This is a genomic window from Gorillibacterium timonense (genome assembly GCF_001457415.1).
GTDB classification, from domain to species: Bacteria; Bacillota; Bacilli; order Paenibacillales; family NBRC-103111; genus Gorillibacterium; species Gorillibacterium timonense.
Window position 1 is genome coordinate 392,179 of record NZ_LN881721.1, and the last position, 17,127, is coordinate 409,305.

Below are 17,127 nucleotides of genomic sequence, written 5' to 3' on the forward strand. Positions count from 1 at the left end.
GATTAGCAGCTGCTGCTTCCGTTAAAGTCGAATCCGCTGGAGAACAGCCGATGCTTGAGCGGTTCCTGCTTCCAGACTTGCCGGACGTAAGTCTGGAGATTGGAGAGCTTTCCCCTGCCTGCATCAACTCATAAAGGCTGAAGTAGACAACAAAAACCAAGTAGCTAAGCGGCTTGTTCTCGCTTAGCTACTTGGTTTCCTTTTAAATGTCACCGTATAGAGAATCTAAGTGTGTTCCAAGGTTATCTTTTGGGACACTCTTTTGTGTTCGCATTTGTGGAAGCGATTTCAAATTCCGAAATTATCATCCCTATTCCAAAAAAAGGAGCCTATTCGGAGTGGTTTCCAATTGATAAGATAATTTAGCGAAACTGCTTTCTTTAGCTTTTGATTTTGCCTTTTTGATCCTGAAACGAGACAAAAGGAGGATGATTGTTTTGCACAAACGCATCACTCATCTGCTGCTGGCTTTCTTGCTGCTGGTTCCTCCGCTCCTGCCGGTAACGGCTGCAGCGGACGCAGCAGCGGTCCCCGGCTCCGGGAACCACTATGCAAGCGAAGCAATGGCCAAGTGGCAGCGAGCCGGCTTGCTGAAGGGCTATTCCGACGGAAGCTTAAGGCCGGATCAAGCTTTGACCCGCGCGGAATTCGCTGTATTGCTGCAGCGCTTGTTCGGGTACCCGGGCAACGAAGAGCTGCCGTATTCCGATGTGCCGGCAGCGGCCTGGTATGCTTCCGACCTCAAGGGATTGCACGCTGCAGGCCTAATGGAGGGGTATTCGGACGGTACGTTTAAGCCGAATCAAGTCGTCAGCCGACAGGAGGCGATAGTCGTACTGAATAAGGCTTATCAGTTCGATTCGGGCCTTGCGGCTACTGAACCGGCGACAAGCTACTCCGATGATGCGGCCATCGCTCCCTATGCCAAAGCTGCCGTGCAAGAATTTGTACGGCTCGGGTTTATCCAAGGAAGCGCTGGAAAGTTTCTGCCGAACGATGGGCTGACTCGCGGCCAGCTCGCCGTGATCCTCGACCGGATCGTCGGACGCTGGGTGACGTCTTCCTCGCCTGCAGTTGGAAGCGCTAACAACAGTGTGATTGTAAACGCGGAGGATGCGCTTCTGCGGAACCTGGTCATTCAAGGAAATCTGTACCTCGCTCCGGGTATCGGCGAAGGCCGCGTTCACCTGGATGGCGTGAAGGTAAAGGGCAAGACCTATATCAATGGCGGCGGAGAACCCGGTCTTGTTCTGAAGGACTCCGCGCTTGCCGAGATGGTCATTCGCCGACAGGGCGGCTCCGCCCGTATCGCTCTGGAGGGTACATCCTCCATCGAAGCTTTGACGGTTGAATCCGATGCCGTTCTCGAAAGCAAAGCTTCAGCTGGGAAAGGATTTGGCAAGGTTACTCTTGCGGCCAACGTGAACGTCCGCCTGATCGGATCGTTCGGGCAGGTCTTGGTAGGGGATGGAGCCGTTGTGACCGTGGAGGGCAGCGTCGAAAACCTGACGGTTATCGGAGACTCCGCTACGATCAATGGCGTGAAGCGGGGGAAGGGCTACACCACCGTGATCGGAGGAAGCACTGCACCTTCATCGACGCCAGGCTCAACGGGAACCCCGACGGCGACGCCAACAGCAACGCCAACGGCAACTCCGACGGAAACTCCGACAGTAACACCAACAGCAACGCCAACTGCAACTCCGACGGAGACGCCGACAGCGACACCAACAGCAACGCCGACAATAGCACCAACAGCGACTCCAACAGTGACGCCGACAGTGACCCCCACCGCAACCCCGACCACGAGTCCTGCCGCGGACTGGAAGCTGGTGTGGAACGATGAATTCGATGGGGCCGAGGTGGATCTGACAAAGTGGGGCTATCAGGAAGGAACGGGCGCGCAATACGGCCTGACGGACTGGGGCAATAACGAGCAGCAGTACTATCGCCGGGACAATGCCCAGGTGAAGGACGGTAAGCTGATCATCACCGCCATTAATGACGGCTACCAAGGCAAGCCTTATACCTCTGCCCGGTTGTATACCGGCAATACGTTCACCCAAACCTACGGCAGGTTCGAAGCGCGCATGAAGCTTCCGGCCGGGCAGGGCTTTTGGCCGGCCTTCTGGATGATGCCGAAGGACAATGTGTACGGGGAATGGGCGACCTCCGGAGAGCTCGACATCCTGGAAGCGCGCGGCCAAAACCCGCAGGAAGTGCAGGGGACCATCCACTATGGTCAAGTGTGGCCGAACAACAAATCGGCGACCGGATCCTATACCTTCCCCGAAGGCGAATCGTTCACCGGGTACCATACGTATGCGGTAGAATGGGAGCCGAATGCGATCCGTTGGTACGTGGACGATCAGCTCTACTCCACCCAAACCAACTGGAACAGCAAGGGGGATGGTCAACCGGCCAAATACGCGCATCCCGCGCCCTTCGATCAACCGTTTTATTTGATATTGAATTTGGCCGTCGGCGGGAATTACGTCTCAAATCTCGTTCCCGGACCCGAATTGTTCCCGAATCAGATGGAAGTCGACTATGTCCGCGTCTATCAACCGAAGAACGGTGCTTATCCAGCCCCCGTTGAGCCGGCCATTCCCGTCGGTGAGCTTCCGGAGAATGCGAAGCTGCCGACCACGGATGGCAACTATCTGTATGACGCCGAGTACGAGCAGGGCTTCAACAAAGTCACTTCTATGCCGACTCCGCTCGAAACCTACGACGTCACCGATCCGGCGCGCTGGAATCTTGTCGCCATGACGGAATTCGGCGGGAATGCGACGGCGGAGAAAGTGCTCCTGGATGGAAAAGCCTTTGCCAAGGTGAGCATTGCCCAACCCGGCAATCAGTCGTACGCCATCCAGCTGATTCAGAATTTCACGGCGGTAAAAGGGCGTTATTACAAGCTGACTTTCGACGCCAAGTCATCCGCCACCCGCAGCCTGACCTTCAAGGTCGGCGGCGGTCCGAGCCGCGGCTACACCACTTATTACAGCGGTTCGGCTGCATTGAAGGACGAAATCCAGTCCTACGAGTACATGTTCCAGATGGAGCCGGATACGGACCGTCTGGCGCGGCTGGAGCTGAGCATGGGGCTGAATGCCAACCCCGTCTGGATCGGCAATGTCCGCATCCAGGAGATCGAGCCTGTTGACCCGTATAAGGAAAATGCGATGAAAACCCCGCTGAAGGACGGCAATCTGCTCTACAACGGCTCCTTCGATTTGGGGCGCATCGACCGGATGACTTATTGGACCTTCACCAAAGCGGTGGAAGGCGCGGCGGCTTCCGTCAATCCTACTCATCGGCAGTTGGAAGTTACCCTGCCGGAAGAATCCGTGCAGCAAAGTGACGCGATCTTGTCCGAAGCTGGATTGAAGCTGACGGCGAAAGGGGAGTACCAGCTCTCCTTCCAGGCCAAGGCTTCGGCCCCAAGGACGATCCGCGTTCAGCTTACGGAGCCGTCCGGTTCGGCCATCTACGCCGATTCGGAGGTCGCTCTCACCGAAGCGATGACCGAGCAGACGGTCGAGCTGACTCTGCCGCAAGCGGTTGCGAGCGAAGGCGTTTTCCGCTTTCTCCTCGGAGGCACCCCAGGCACTGTCACGATTGATAGCGTGAAGCTGATCCATGTCGCCAAGCCCGCCGAATGGGTCGAGCTTGCGCCAAGTCAGATCGTGAATGGCACCTTCGATCAGGATTTAACCGGATGGAACGTGTATAACCATGCATCGAGCGGCAATTCCGGTTCGGCGGATTTCGCGGTGGAGAGCGGCATAGCGGACGCGACCGTAACCGATCTGGGCCAGGATTGGTGGAATATCCAGTTCTATCAGGACATCGATGCCGTCCCAGCCGGAACCTATCGAGTCCGCTTTGACTTAAGCGCGACGGTCGACCGGAGCATTCGGGTAGAGCTGCAGGGACGAAACGGAACGGATAGCCTCCCGCAGCAATCCTACGAGATAACGCCGGAGCGTAAGACCTTCGAATGGCAGGTTCAGGTTCCCGCCGGGGACTACCGCCTTATCTTTGGTTATGGCAAAGCGAACAGCGATGCTTCCTTGCCGGTGCCTCATCAGCTGCACCTGGATAATGTCAGCTTCGCTCCGGTTGGAGCGAGCCTGCTTGCGGACGGCAGCTTCGCCAACACCACGGCTTTTGGAGCCTCTGAGGATGATCCTCTGCCGTGGAAGCTGCATAATCAAGGTCAGTATGAGGAGTGGGCAGGCTTAGCCGATGTTCGTGTCGAGGATGGAATAATGCAGGCGGATGTGAAGCAGGTCGGCTGGGATTATTGGCAAATCCAGCTGTATCAGACCGGGCTGCTAATGACCAAAGGGTTTTATGTGATCCAGTTTGATGCCAAGGCGACGATCGATCGGCCTCTCTACGCAGAGCTCGTCGGCGGCGCTTCCGGCAAACAAACCGTGGAGGTCGGCACCGAATGGAAGACGTACCGGACTTATGCCGAGGTTTCCTCTGACGGTACGTATAAATTCATGCTCGGCCTCGGCCGGATACCTGCTGAGGACAGCCGAATCGATGCCCATACGGTGTGGATCGACAATGTTAGGCTGGCACAGGTTCCGAGCCTGCCCTCTTCGCTTAAGGCCGCTCCCAAGCTCACGTCCGGTCCTGAACACCCCATCGTGGGAACGAATGTCGAGATCGGGTATGACGGTGACGAAGCTTGGCGGAGCGCGGTGACCGGCGTATCCGTAAACGGAACGGTAACGGAATCGGTCTATTTTGACGGCGGAATGCTCGTTGTAAAAGGGGACAATTTCCCCGTATCCGGCACGTATCAGATTAAGGTCATGGCAGAAGGCTACAAGGATGCCCTTCTCAAGCAGCCGATCTGGGACGCGGATGGGAACTTGGTTCTGAACGGATCGCTCACCTCCGATTCGGGGGACTGGAAGCACTGGGAGGGAGACGGTGGAGCGGCGGCAGTCTCGTATGAGGCGAGCGGCGCTAAGATCGATATTTCCGCCACAGGCCCGCAAAACTGGTCGATTCAGTTCCATCAGGAGGGAATACCGATCATCGCTGGCAAGACCTATCAGGTTTCCTTCAAAGCCTCCTCAACCCTCGCCCGGTCCATCATGGCCGAGTATGAGGTGGGAAAAGGGCTGGGCAGCTTTTCGCTGACCAGTCAGGAGGGTGTCTATACAGCGACGTTCACCGCCACTAGCTCCACGGCCAAGCTGAATTTCCTGATCGGCAATGTCACGGGAACTCCGAACAGTCCGCATACCCTCTATATCCGGGATGTGGTTATCCGCGAAGTGACGGCCCCCTGACCGATCGGTACGGTGGCGGGGTTGAAATGATAAAAGAACGGGAGCTTCCGGTTGGATCCGGGGGCATCCCGTTCTTTTGCTTGCCGCGAGTGGCGCTATTTCAAAGGCTCTCCTGAATACCCGTTCTGAAAGAGGAAGAATTGCAGTAGAGCAATCGCTTCGTCGTGACGGGAGACTGGCAACTGTACCTCAAACGAACGGAAGACGGGATCTCCATCATGCTCCTGATAAGCGACGCCAAGGACTTCAAGCTCCTTCGCTTTGGGTTCTCGGCTGTAGAACATGAAGTTCGGGTTGAGCAAGGACTGCTTTTGAAAGTCGGGTGTATTAAGCGGAGGGAAACCCGACTCCTCCGCCCATGTTCGAAGCTCGGGGAAATAGGCGCCGATTTGGCTTGCGATGCAGCCGACGCATGCCCCGTCATCCTGGAAGCGAACGTATTGATTCGAGTCCCGGGGATCTTCCACCCGGATTGCGCTGGACCCATTTGCGCCGATTTCCCCTTGGCGCACGGTCCAATGGTTCGGGGCGAGAAGCAAGAGCCCCCGCGCGGGATCATCCCAGCCCTCGCTCAACCAATAGCCGGCAAGCTTGGCGGACATAGCGGGCGAGACGGAATACCCATCAATCTGAATCGGGGAGGGCGGCTCTTGCGTTCGGGGAGCATCGAGCCCATACGTCCCGCGTATGCAGGACAGCGGCAGCTTGACGGCGGCGTCTCCCTCTCCCAATGTCAGCTCGCCGCAGGAGTAGCTGCTCTCCTCTCCGGGAGAAGCCGGTTCAGATGCGGGCGCAGAGGAAACGGGAGGTTGAGAGGAAGCGTCTGCAGGAGAGGCTGACGCAGTAACGCCGACCGATGCCAAGGATTTGCTTCCAGAGGCGGGCTCGGAGGGCGGGGAAGCCGGAGCGGCGGCTGTTCCGTCCTCCGCAGAACCGATAGCTGCGACGGATTCCTCCGGCGGATCGAAGGCCGGAGCGCCTGCTTGACCGACGCTGCCGCCGCAGCCGGACAGCAGCAGGATACCCGCCAGGAGATAGCATGAGAGTATGGACTTTTTCAAAACGGAACCCTCCCGATTCGACAGAAGATCACGGTCTACGGCCGTTATACGGAATAGACGAAACGGAAGGCTCCGTTGTTGCCATCTCATGAGCAAATGGTTCAATGGATCAATTTGCTGCGTTTCGCCTGCCGGACGAGTGACGAGGAGGCCCGGTTGATCGGGGCTTTGAGCGCCAGCCCGAGAAGCAGAGCCACCCCCGCATACACGGCCATGCGCAGGAAATCGAGCTGCACGATATCCCAGAGGATACCGCCGGTCGCCTCCCGCATCATGCTGATGCCGTAGGTGAAGGGCAAATAGGGATAGATCGCTTGAAAAAACGGCGGCGTCACCTGTATGGGAAAGGTTCCTCCCGATCCGGCCAACTGCAGCACGAGGAGGACGATCGCCATCGCCTTGCCCACATTGCCGAAGACGGACACCAGCGTATAGACGATCAGCATGAAGACGGAACTGAGCAGCAGGGCGAAAAGCACGAACCAGAGCGGATCATGGACATACGCCTTCAGCAGATAGATGTCCCCCAGCGTGACGAACAGTGCTTGAAGCAGTGCCGTCTGGAGGAAGATCAGGTATCGGCCAAAATACACCTCATATTCCCGGCAGCCTCCCGGGCAATCCTGAACCTCGACGGAGAGCAGAGAAACGAGGAGTAGGGCGCCAACCCATAGAGACAGTGTCGTAAAAAAGGGCGACATCGCCGACCCGTAATTCGGAATGGGATAAAGCTTGTTTTCGACGAGGGAGACCGGGTGGGCGAAGAAATCGCTCTTCTTCTCGAAGTCGTTCACGAGCAGATCGATGATCTCCTGAATGTCTCCCCGCTGCTCAAAGGCGCGAATCCGGTCGGCAATACCGTGCAGCTTCTCTTCGACGGTGGGGAATGCTTTGCGCACCTCCGCCAACTCACGGGTGCCGAAGGCGACACCGGATGCCGCATCCTGAAGAATCTTCTGAATGTCGGGCAGCGCGGCAACGGCTTCGTTCAGCAGGCTGCGGGTCTCGGCAATCGTCTTGTCCGCCCTATCAAAAGCGGAGCTTACCTTCGGAACGATGTCCGAGTCGAAGCGGTCGGCGAGGCTGCCGCTGATCTGCGAAACTTCGCCGGCCCGATCGGACAGCTTGTCGAGGACAGCTGCCGCAATGGCTTTGCCCTGCTTGCGGCTGTCCTGGATTTCGCCGAGCAGCGTGCGCTCCCCCTGGATTCGGCTAGTGAGCTGATCGAGCGACGCAAGCTCCGTGTGGAAGGCGCTGGTACCGCCGGTTGATGCGCCGCCTGCGGCAAAGCGATCGAGCCCGGCGAACCAGTCTCGCACCCCTTGGGTGAGCGATGCTGCGCCTTCCAGCTTCTTGATCACCGCCGCGAGTGTGTCATCCACCAGCTTCGGTTCAGCCGCGGCATCCGCCAGGAGCGACGCCGTCGCCTTGACCGAATCGGCGGTTTCGCGGATGACGGTGAGATCCTGGCGGATATACGGCTTCGCTGCGGCGAGGACGTCACGGCTGCGCTCGACCACCTTCGCCGCTTCGGCTGCAAACGTCTCTCCGTTCCCCAGAATGTCATTCGCCACCGGTAAAGCCTTCTGCGCTTTGCCGACGATGCCAGAGGCCTTGTCCAGATCGCTCCCCGCGGTATCGATCGCCGTGTGGATCTCAGGGAGCATATCCTCCAGGCGGAAAACAAGCGTCTTCGTCTTCTCGATGACGGGCAGCTCGCGCGCCAGCTCCACCCCGAGCGTGTTGAACATTCGAAACAGCGCTTCGCTAGCCGTTTGGACGAAGGTGGAGCTGACCTCCTCGATGATGCCGCTCGCTCCTTTGGACGTAATCTTCGGGGCGATGGCGTTGATTTTCTCATTCACATAATACATTATCTCCGCCTTGACGGGCTCCTTGGTAAGCACGGAGGAGATGTCGCGGGAGAAGGCCTCCGGAATGATCAGAGAGGCATAATACTCTCCGTGATGAACGCCGGAGAGAGCCTTTTCCTCCGTGGTGAAGATCCAGCCAATCTGATGATTATTCTGAAGAGAGGACACGATCTCATCGCCGAGCCGGACCGGCTGACCAAGAATCTCGGCTCCTGAATCTTCATTGACGACGGCTACCCGGATGCCCTGCGTGTTGCCGTACGGGTCCCAGGCGGCCTCGATGTTAAACCAGGCATACAGGGATGGCAGGAACGCAAGTCCGAGCAGCATGACGATGGCCGCCGGACTTTTGCCCAAGTTCCTCAGATCGTTCCGGTAAATGGAAAGAATGCGGCGCATAAAAGCCTCCGATCCAGAGCGTTGTCCGATTCAGTTTTCCAACCGCAGCCGGATTTCATGCGGGATCGGAAGAGAAGAATGAATCCGCCGCGAAGATGCGCGCTGGCAGGAAGGAGTTCCCTTTTGCTAGAATGAAGGGAAGGGACGAGACCGCATGCCAAGTGAGGAAGGAAGCGGCCGGGCGAGCACTTGTCCTTGTACGAAGATGGGAGGAGTGAAGGGATGAAGGTTATGCCTTTGCAAAAACGCGGAGTCTCAGACAGCCGCCTGGTTCTTGGGTGCATGGGGTTGGCCGAGAATTGGGAGCCGGTCCCGCTGACGGCGGAGGATCGCAAGAGGACCGCAGAGGCGGTGGAAGCGGCGTTGTCGATCGGAATCACGATGTTCGATCATGCGGACATCTACTGTCGGACGAAATCGGAGGCCGCCTTCGGCGAGTGGCTGGCCGCCCACCCCGGCATGCGCGAGAAGCTCGTCCTGCAATCCAAATGCGGCATTATTCTCCGGGATGACGTATTGCCGGAACACTATAATTTCTCTCGGGATCACATTCTTCAGTCCGTGGACGGTATTCTGAAGCGCCTCGGAACCGAGTACCTGGATATTCTTCTGCTGCATCGCCCCGATCCGCTCATGGAGCCGGATGAGATTGCCGAAGCGTTCCTCAAGCTTTCGAGCGCTGGGAAGGTGCGGCATTTTGGCGTGTCCAATATGGGAGCTTCGCAGATGATTTTCCTTCAGCGGGCGATCTCCCAGCCTCTTGTCGTGAACCAGCTTCGGCTTGGCCTCGGCCATCTCGATTTTCTCAATCAGGGCTTGTGGGTCAATCGCAGGGATGGCGTGGACGTCAATTTTGGCGAGGGCATTCTGGAATACTGTCAGATGGAAGATATTCAGCTTCAGGGCTGGGGGCCGCTGGAGCAAGGTAAGTATACCGGCCGGCCGGTGAGCCCCGGAGATGAAACGACAGCTCGGACGGCCGCCTTCGTGAATGAGCTTGCGGGGCGGATGGAGACAACGCCGGAGTCGGTTGTGCTCGGCTGGTTGATGAAGCATCCTGCGAACATTCAACCGATCCTCGGGTCCGTCAACCCGAAACGGATCATCGCCTGCCAGGACTCGGCGAAGGTGGCGGAGCAGATGACCCGGGAAGACTGGTACAAGCTATACAGCCGAGCTCGCGGAGATGCGATGCCCTGAACCTTGATCCAACCCCCTGCTGGAGCGTGTTCTCCAAGAACGGGATGGTCGAGTGACTCCGGGCTTCGCACCAGTGAGGGGGAACAGCGGAGTCCTTCCATTGCTGCTGAGTCGATGGGGAGGAGCGAGCAAACTCAACCGCTCCTGAAGCATCGGTACACGGTAAAAAAGCCTTTCTCACGCATTTGGTGAGAAAGGCTTTTCGCGTTCAGAATTATCCGGTAGCGCTCAAATATCGAACCGACTGTTCGGATGTTCAATCCGAGTAAAGGCCGACACCGACTAATCAGGCAGGCTTGAGAAAGACCGGGTTACCGCTGCGAGCGCTTCGTTGTCCCGCACGATTCCCGGATGATAAGCTCAGGCTTAACTTTAAGAGAGGGGCTGCTGCACTGCTGGTTGATCAAGTCAAAAAGCAGGAGAGCGGCATATTTGCCAATCGTTTCCTTGTCCTGACGAATGGTCGTGAGAGAAGGGCGGATATACCGGCTAGCTTCGATGTCGTCGCATCCGACGAGTGCGACATCCTCCGGAATGCGGAGCCCGTGCTCGTTCAAGGCCCGGTATGCGCCAAAGGCGAGAAGATCGGAGGCGGCCCAGATCGCCCGCGGAAGCGGCCCTTTCGTCAGAAGCTGCTTCATCGCCCAGTACCCAGCGTCCTCGTAGAAGCTATCGGCATGAAGAAACCATTCTTCCCGGATCGGCAAACCCTGTTTCTTCATGGCTTCACGATACCCTGCTTCGCGTTCCCGCGACATCTCCGAGCTTTCTGTGCTGCCCAGATAGCCCAACTGCCCATACCCCAGCCCGGAGAAGTGATTGACCACAAGCTCCGCCATCTCGCGGTTGTCGGAATTGATGTGGGCGGAATTTGGGCCGCTTAGCGTCAGGTCCACCCCCATGCAGGGGATATCACTCGCGTCAAGCTCGCGGATGGAGGGCTCAAGCTCCTCACCGGAGAGCAGGATACAGCCGTCGACATGAAAATGGCGGCAGCGCGCCGGGTAATCGCCTCGCCCTTGGAACTTTTCGTTCGAGAAGAACAGCAGGTCATAGCCGAGAATCCCCATCTGCTTCTTGAAGGCGTTCACGACTTCCACGAAAAAGGGATGGGTCATATCGATATTTAGCTTACCGGCAAAGATGACGCCGATGAGATGAGAGGTTTTGGTGGCGAGCGTCTTGGCGGAATTGGAGGGAATATAGCCGGTGTCGTTCATGATCTTCCGGACGCGTAGCTTGGTATCCTCCGAAATTTCCGGATAATCGTTAATAATTTTAGAGACCGTCGAGACGGATACTCCAGCCAGTTGGGCGATTTTTTTGATGTTCACGGGTTCGAACCTCGATTCGCTTGCGACCTGGCCCCCTTATCCGCAAGTACGGACAAGTGGGGCAGTCGATAGCCGTATTATATCGCAGTGCTCCAAATGTTAACAAGCGAATAGGTCGCGATTGGGTGAGGAGAAGGGAGAAGATTTTCTTTACAAACCGCCGCTCATTCGCAATAATGAAGGAAACGAAACCGGTTTCGTTTCGTGAACTGCTGCGGAATATTAGGGTATCGAAGATGCTGATAAAGGATCGAAAAGCAGAAGCTAGTATTTGCGGAAAGGTAGCCGCAGGCGGACCGGGATTCTTGATAGGGAGAAGGATGAGAAGCATGACGAACCATAGTCGAACGAATGGCTGGCGCTTTATCGGGGAGGAAGGCGATTTTGAGCTGGAAGCCCCCGGGAAGAGCCGGTATTTGTATTTTCCTCTCGTGAATGAGGCGGGCATGATGGCGGCGGTTACTCCAACAGGCAGCGGCGATGTGAAGGCGGGGCTAAATGAATTTCTGACGCCCCCGATGTCGGTGGAGGATCTTCACGAATCAGCATGGGGACGTAACTTCTGGCTGAACCTGGAGGGGCATGAGCCCTGGTCGGCTGTCGGCCGCTCCGCTGCTCAACTCGCTGCGATCAATACGGCGAAAGAGGACGAGACGGTTCTGCAGGCGGGCTTCCTCTGGCACAAGACGATCCGCAAGCACCGCGGCTCGGGCTTGCGTGCCGAGGTCACCCAGTTCGTTCCGGCATCTGCCGATAAGGTCGAACTGATGCGGATCGAGCTCGTGAACGAGGGGACTGATCCTGTCCGTTTTGTGCCCACGGCGGCCATCCCTCTGTATGGCCGCTCCGCCGACAATCTGCGTGACCACCGCCATGTGACGTCCTTGTTGAACCGCGCGTATACGAATGACCATGGAGTCGAGGTGCAGCCTTCCTTGTCCTTTGACGAACGGGGGCATCGGATCAACCGGACCGCATATGCGGTGCTTGGCGCGGAAGGAGACGGGACGGCTCCTATCGGCTTCTATCCGGAGGTCGAACCCTTTGTCGGTGAAGCCGGAAGCCTCGATTGGCCGGAAGCCATCGTCTGCGGAGGGGTTCCGCTTGCCCAAGCGGGAGAAGAATTTGAAGGCTACGAAGCGCTGGGGGGGGTGCGTTTTCGAGATGCGGAGCTTCAGCCGGGGGCTAGGAGAAGCTATCTTCTGATCCTGGCTATCGCGGAAGACCGGGTCGATGCGGGCAAGCTGGTGAAGAGCTATGCTTCTCCCGCTCAATTCGAAGAACATTTGGAATCCACAAAGAGCTATTGGAAGGACAAGGTGGCGGGAGTAGAATTCCGTTCCGGAGACCCGGACTTCGACCGCTGGATGAAGTGGGTGACGCTGCAGCCGGTTCTCCGCCGCCTGTTCGGCAACTCGTTCCTGCCGCATCACGATTACGGCCGCGGCGGCCGGGGCTGGCGCGACTTGTGGCAGGATTGCCTGGCGCTGCTCGTCATGGAACCGGATGAGGTCCGCCAGCTGCTGCTGAACAACTTCGCCGGAGTTCGCATCGACGGCAGCAATGCTACGATCATCGGATCGAAGCCGGGTGATTTCGTCGCGGACCGCAACAACATCCCGCGCGTCTGGATGGACCACGGCGCTTGGCCGCTGCTCACGACGCTGCTCTATCTGAACCAGAGCGGCGATCTGGATTTTCTGTTGGCGGAGCAAACCTACTTCCAAGACCGCTTTCGGAGGCGCTGCGCGGAAACCGTTCCGGGCTGGACGTCGGAAGACGGCAGCCGGCTGCGCACGGAGGCGGGGGAGGTCTACAGCGGCACGGTGCTTGAGCATCTGCTATTGCAAAATCTGGTCCCCTTCTTCCATGCCGGAGCGCATGGCAATATCCTTCTGGAAGGGGCGGACTGGAATGACGGCATGGATATGGCGGCGGACAAGGGCGAAAGCGTCACGTTCACGGCGTTCTATGCGAGCAACCTGAAGGAGCTGGGCCAACTGGTGTCCGCGCTGCGCGATCGCAAAGGGGAATCTACCGTCGAAGTGGCGGAGGAAATTCTGCTCTTGATGGATACGATCGGATGCGGAGTTGATTACGACTCCGTGGAGGCCCGTCGAGCTCAGTTGGAGCGTTTCTACGACGCCGCGCCCGGCAAGGTGACGGGTCGCAAGACAGCTGTCGAAGCCGATCAACTGATCGCCGACCTGAACGCGAAGGCCGCCTGGCTGACGGAGCATCTCCGCGAGCAGGAATGGCTGCGTTCGCAGGATGGCGAGGAATGGTTCAACGGCTATTACAACAATGACGGCGAACGGGTCGAGGGCGATCATCCGAACGGCGTGCGCATCACCCTCACCGGCCAAGTGTTCCCGATCATGGGCGGCGTGGCTACGGAGGAGCAGATCGGCAAGATGGTTCATGCCGTCGACCGTTATCTGCTCGATCCCGAGATCGGCTACCGCTTGAACAGCCGCTTCGGCGGCATTCAGCAGAACCTCGGCCGTGCCTTCGGCTTCGCCTTCGGGCACAAGGAGAACGGGGCCATGTTCAGCCACATGACGGTCATGTACGGCAACGCTCTCTACCAGAGGGGCTTCGTTAAGGAAGGCCGCAAGGTGCTGGAATCTGTCTATGCTCTGTCGAGCGACTTTGAGAAGAGCCGGATCTACCCGGGCATTCCCGAATACATCAATGAGAGGGGCCGGGGCATGTACCATTTCCTGACCGGTTCGGCCAGTTGGCTTCTGCTCACTCACCTGACGGAAGTATATGGAGTGAAAGGGGAAATGGGCGATCTCGTTCTCGAACCGAAGCTGACAGCCGAACAGTTCACGGCCGACGGGGATGCCGCCGTCACCACCCTATTTGCCGCTCGGAGGCTCCAGGTGAGCTATCGAAATCCGGCTAAGCTGGAAGCGGGAAGCTACAGGGTCCATGCGATCCGCTTGAACGGGGAGCTAGTTCCGTATTGCGCCTGCCGAGACGGAGCGCTGCTCGACCGCCGTCTCATCGCCACACTTGCAGATGAAACCACCCACCAGCTTGAGGTTGAACTCGGAGCGCGCTAAACTGGAGTCATTACGGCAACAGAGAAAGGAATGCGAGTATGGCTTATCATTTGCACAGCGAAGAGCTGGACGTGCGCATCGCCGACCCGGGCGAAGATTACAAGGGCGCGCGCTTCGATTGGAGCGGCCTCGTTACCCAGGTGACCTGGCGCAAAACCGGAATGACTTTTTGCGGGGTGGAAAATGAAACTCCCGGACAAGGCAGCGGAGGAATCGGCATCTGCAACGAATTCGGAATTGAAGAGGCGCTCGGGTACTCCGATGCAGCGGTCGGAGGGCGATTCCCCAAGCTCGGCATCGGCCTCTTGCAAAAGCTGGACGAAGACCCGTACTTTTTCATGCTCCATTATCCCATTAAGCCCTTTATGATCCACCGAGAAGGCGACGAACGTTCGGTACGCTTCACCGTTGAGCCAGAGGAAGTGAATGGCTATGCCTGCCGTTTGGAAAAGACGCTCACCCTGGAAGGCGCCAAGCTGTCCATCGCCTATCGACTGACCAACACCGGCGGCCAGCCGATCGAAACGGATGAGTACGTCCACAACTTCCTGCGCATCGGCTCGTACGAAGCGGGGCCGGACTATACGCTGACTTGGGGAGGCGCGGTTGAAGTGGAGAGCCCTGAGGTGGGCAATAGAGCCGACCTGAAGCTGGATGAGAAGCAGATCACCTGGACGGGGCGACCGGAAGGCGAGTTTTATTCGAAGCTGACCGTCCCGACGATCGATTCCCCTTTCACTTGGGAACTGCGTCATGTACCAAGCGGAGCTTATGTGCGGGAATCGGGCGACTTCCCGATTGATCGGGTGGCCATGTGGGGCCATGCCGCCGTCATTTCCCCCGAGGTGTTCATACGCCTCTCCCTCCAGCCGGGAGAAACAGTGGCGTGGACGCGGACGTATGAGTTCTTCGCAGAGTGAGTGATAGACGTCATAGAAAAGACGGCTTAGCCCGAATAGGCGGCCGTCTTTTTTGCGTTCTGTCCCGAATCCAGCCAGGAAAGTCGTCCCGCTCTTACTTCTCCATAAGCGGAGCGCCTCCGAGCAAGGAAATCTCCCAGGGATCGCCATCGTTCATTTGGACGAGGTGAACGGCATATTGGTTGAGGCCATTGTGCATGTCCGTCTGTGCCGGTGTTAGTTTTCCTCGAACTTTGAAATCCAGCTCCATGTAGATGACTTTGTAATCCTTTGCTCCCTCGTCTTCGCCTTCTTTCGGTGCAATGGCGGTGACATCGGCCCAGCGAATCAATTTGGCTCCCTTCACTTCTTTTAAATAGACTTCTTGCGATTTAAGGGCATATAAACTGTACAAACCGGTTTTTTTCCGGTAGCCCTGTAAAGTGGTTAAGGCCTCATCATAGTTTTGTTCTCCCCTGCACTTAAACCATTTCCATGCGATTAAAGCCGGGCCTTCCGTTGGAGGTTCCGTGTGGATATCCAACCCTTCTTTGCTGATATAGCTCGATTTCCCATCCGGATTCATGATGACACCTCTAGGCTTAGTAGAAGCGGACGGGTTGAGCGTAAGGGTGGCAAGGGCAGTTGGAGCAGATTCAGATGGAATCGAGGACGGTGGAGCAGAGACGGATGCAACAGGTGACGGTGGGACGATAGAAGAGGTGGCTTCTTCGGCAGAGCAGGCGGAGAATAGCAGGATACTGGAGAGGGACAGAAGGAGTAAAAGGTTTTTTTTCATGGACAGTCCTCCGGTATATGGATATGGATAAAGGATTGAATGAGGTGGGCTCACATCCCGTTTAACGCATCCTGATAAGTCGCTTTCTGGCCCCTAATACTTCCCGGAGTTGTCTGATTGGTCAGGTACCCTGTTTCTACAAGGATCATCGTAACGGTCTTGCGAAAGATCCAATATATAGGATAATTCACAAAGTTATACTAACGCATAGACGAACAATCGTATACCAACAACTTGGGTGCATATTCCAAGAAATGGATCGATAATACGAAACAAACCGATAGGAGACCCTATCGGCGGCAGTACAAATTAATCTATTATAAAATTTACTCATATTTAAAAGGACGGGAAAGTTGACAAATTTACCAGCTCTCCCATCCTTCTCTTCCCTATTCGCTTTTCTCAAGCTTGGCAGACAAAGCAGTCCACAGAGCTCCAACTCCGTCGTGGATGGAGAGCAGGGAGACGAGGACATCGGTACCGCTGGCTTCCAGATCAACGCCGGTCCAAGCTTGTGAATGGCCGGATAACCCAGTGGCACTTCTCTGTTTCGCGTCAGGCTGCCTGTCGAGAGAAAAGCTGATCTCTTCTCCGTGGTAAGTCATCATCGACAGGCGGAGCAGATTACCGCTGGTGCGGGGCGAAAGAGCGAGCGGTTCCTCGCTTGACGCGAGCTTGTCGGTGAGGGCGAGCCAGGAGTTCGCGTCGAGAAAGGGCTGGCTGTCCATCAGCAGGCGCAGCAGCTCAGGGTGCTTTTCCGTAAGGCCAGGAAAATCGGCTCGGACGGTTCGCAGGAAAGCCGCAGCGTTTTGCGAGATCGGAAATCTAGTCTCAGTTTCACCGGGCGATTGCTGCGAACGGGATTCCGTTTCCCTAGCAGAGGGTTCACCTGCAGCCGCGACGCTCTCCTCGATATCGGCAGCCAGATGATCGTGGATCTCCCCGGCCAAGCCGTCGAGCAGGGAGCGGACATGTCGGGCGTAGGCTTGGACCTGAGCCGGCAGCGATTCCGACAGGCTTCGGCTCTCCAAAGCCTCTTCGCAAGCGTCGGCGACTTCCCTCAGAAGCGCTTCTTCACGCTCAAAAAGGGGGGATAACAGGGATGGCATGAGGGTGACCTACTTTCGATTGGGATGTTTGCATTTTACCAGAGTACAGGTTTTGATTCCAAT

Annotated in this window: 10 protein-coding genes; 5 read left to right on the forward strand and 5 right to left on the reverse strand. The window is 57.1% G+C overall.

Features of this window, described 5'->3' with window-relative positions; translation table 11 throughout:
* Positions 1 to 437 precede the first annotated feature (437 nt).
* Positions 438 to 5,318, forward strand: a complete 4,881-nt coding sequence (locus BN2684_RS03885) for a carbohydrate binding domain-containing protein (protein WP_058300855.1) — start codon at positions 438 to 440, stop codon at positions 5,316 to 5,318.
* Positions 5,319 to 5,413: 95 nt separating this feature from the next.
* Here the strand turns inward: BN2684_RS03885 and BN2684_RS03890 are convergent, their stop codons facing one another.
* Together BN2684_RS03890 and BN2684_RS03895 are read right to left on the reverse strand one after the other, a co-directional pair.
* The gene (locus BN2684_RS03890; RefSeq protein WP_058300856.1) at positions 5,414 to 6,379 is read right to left on the reverse strand and encodes a DUF4850 domain-containing protein; all 966 of its coding nucleotides are present in this window, start codon (positions 6,377 to 6,379) and stop codon (positions 5,414 to 5,416) included.
* A 101-nt stretch (positions 6,380 to 6,480) separates the two neighbouring features.
* On the reverse strand, positions 6,481 to 8,652 hold the full coding sequence (locus tag BN2684_RS03895; protein WP_058300857.1) for a YhgE/Pip domain-containing protein: 2,172 nt from the start codon (positions 8,650 to 8,652) through the stop codon (positions 6,481 to 6,483).
* Positions 8,653 to 8,874: 222 nt separating this feature from the next.
* On the opposite strand from BN2684_RS03895, the gene BN2684_RS03900 reads away from it, so the two are divergent.
* Entirely contained in the window at positions 8,875 to 9,852 is a 978-nt protein-coding gene (locus tag BN2684_RS03900) for an aldo/keto reductase (protein WP_058300858.1), read from the forward strand.
* A gap of 311 nt (positions 9,853 to 10,163) precedes the next feature.
* Here BN2684_RS03900 and BN2684_RS03905 read toward each other — a convergent pair whose 3' ends face one another.
* Positions 10,164 to 11,186, reverse strand: coding sequence for a LacI family DNA-binding transcriptional regulator (locus BN2684_RS03905; protein ID WP_058300859.1), 1,023 nt, complete (start codon positions 11,184 to 11,186; stop codon positions 10,164 to 10,166).
* 329 nt (positions 11,187 to 11,515) lie between these two features.
* Here BN2684_RS03905 and BN2684_RS03910 point away from each other — a divergent pair, with 329 nt between their 5' ends.
* Positions 11,516 to 14,257: a GH36-type glycosyl hydrolase domain-containing protein gene (locus tag BN2684_RS03910; protein ID WP_058300860.1), complete on the forward strand. Its 2,742-nt coding sequence runs from the start codon at positions 11,516 to 11,518 to the stop codon at positions 14,255 to 14,257.
* 38 nt (positions 14,258 to 14,295) lie between these two features.
* Positions 14,296 to 15,177: a hypothetical protein gene (locus tag BN2684_RS03915; RefSeq protein WP_058300861.1), complete on the forward strand. Its 882-nt coding sequence runs from the start codon at positions 14,296 to 14,298 to the stop codon at positions 15,175 to 15,177.
* Positions 15,178 to 15,271: 94 nt separating this feature from the next.
* On the opposite strand, the gene BN2684_RS03920 is transcribed toward BN2684_RS03915, so the two are convergent.
* Positions 15,272 to 15,742, reverse strand: a complete 471-nt coding sequence (locus tag BN2684_RS03920) for a hypothetical protein (protein ID WP_058300862.1) — start codon at positions 15,740 to 15,742, stop codon at positions 15,272 to 15,274.
* A gap of 34 nt (positions 15,743 to 15,776) precedes the next feature.
* On the opposite strand from BN2684_RS03920, the gene BN2684_RS03925 reads away from it, so the two are divergent.
* Positions 15,777 to 15,986, forward strand: a complete 210-nt coding sequence (locus tag BN2684_RS03925; protein WP_148449878.1) for a hypothetical protein — start codon at positions 15,777 to 15,779, stop codon at positions 15,984 to 15,986.
* 358 nt (positions 15,987 to 16,344) lie between these two features.
* Here the strand turns inward: BN2684_RS03925 and BN2684_RS03930 are convergent, their stop codons facing one another.
* A complete protein-coding gene (locus BN2684_RS03930; RefSeq protein WP_058300864.1) occupies positions 16,345 to 17,064 on the reverse strand; it encodes a hypothetical protein in 720 nt (239 codons plus the stop codon).
* Positions 17,065 to 17,127: the final 63 nt, after the last annotated feature.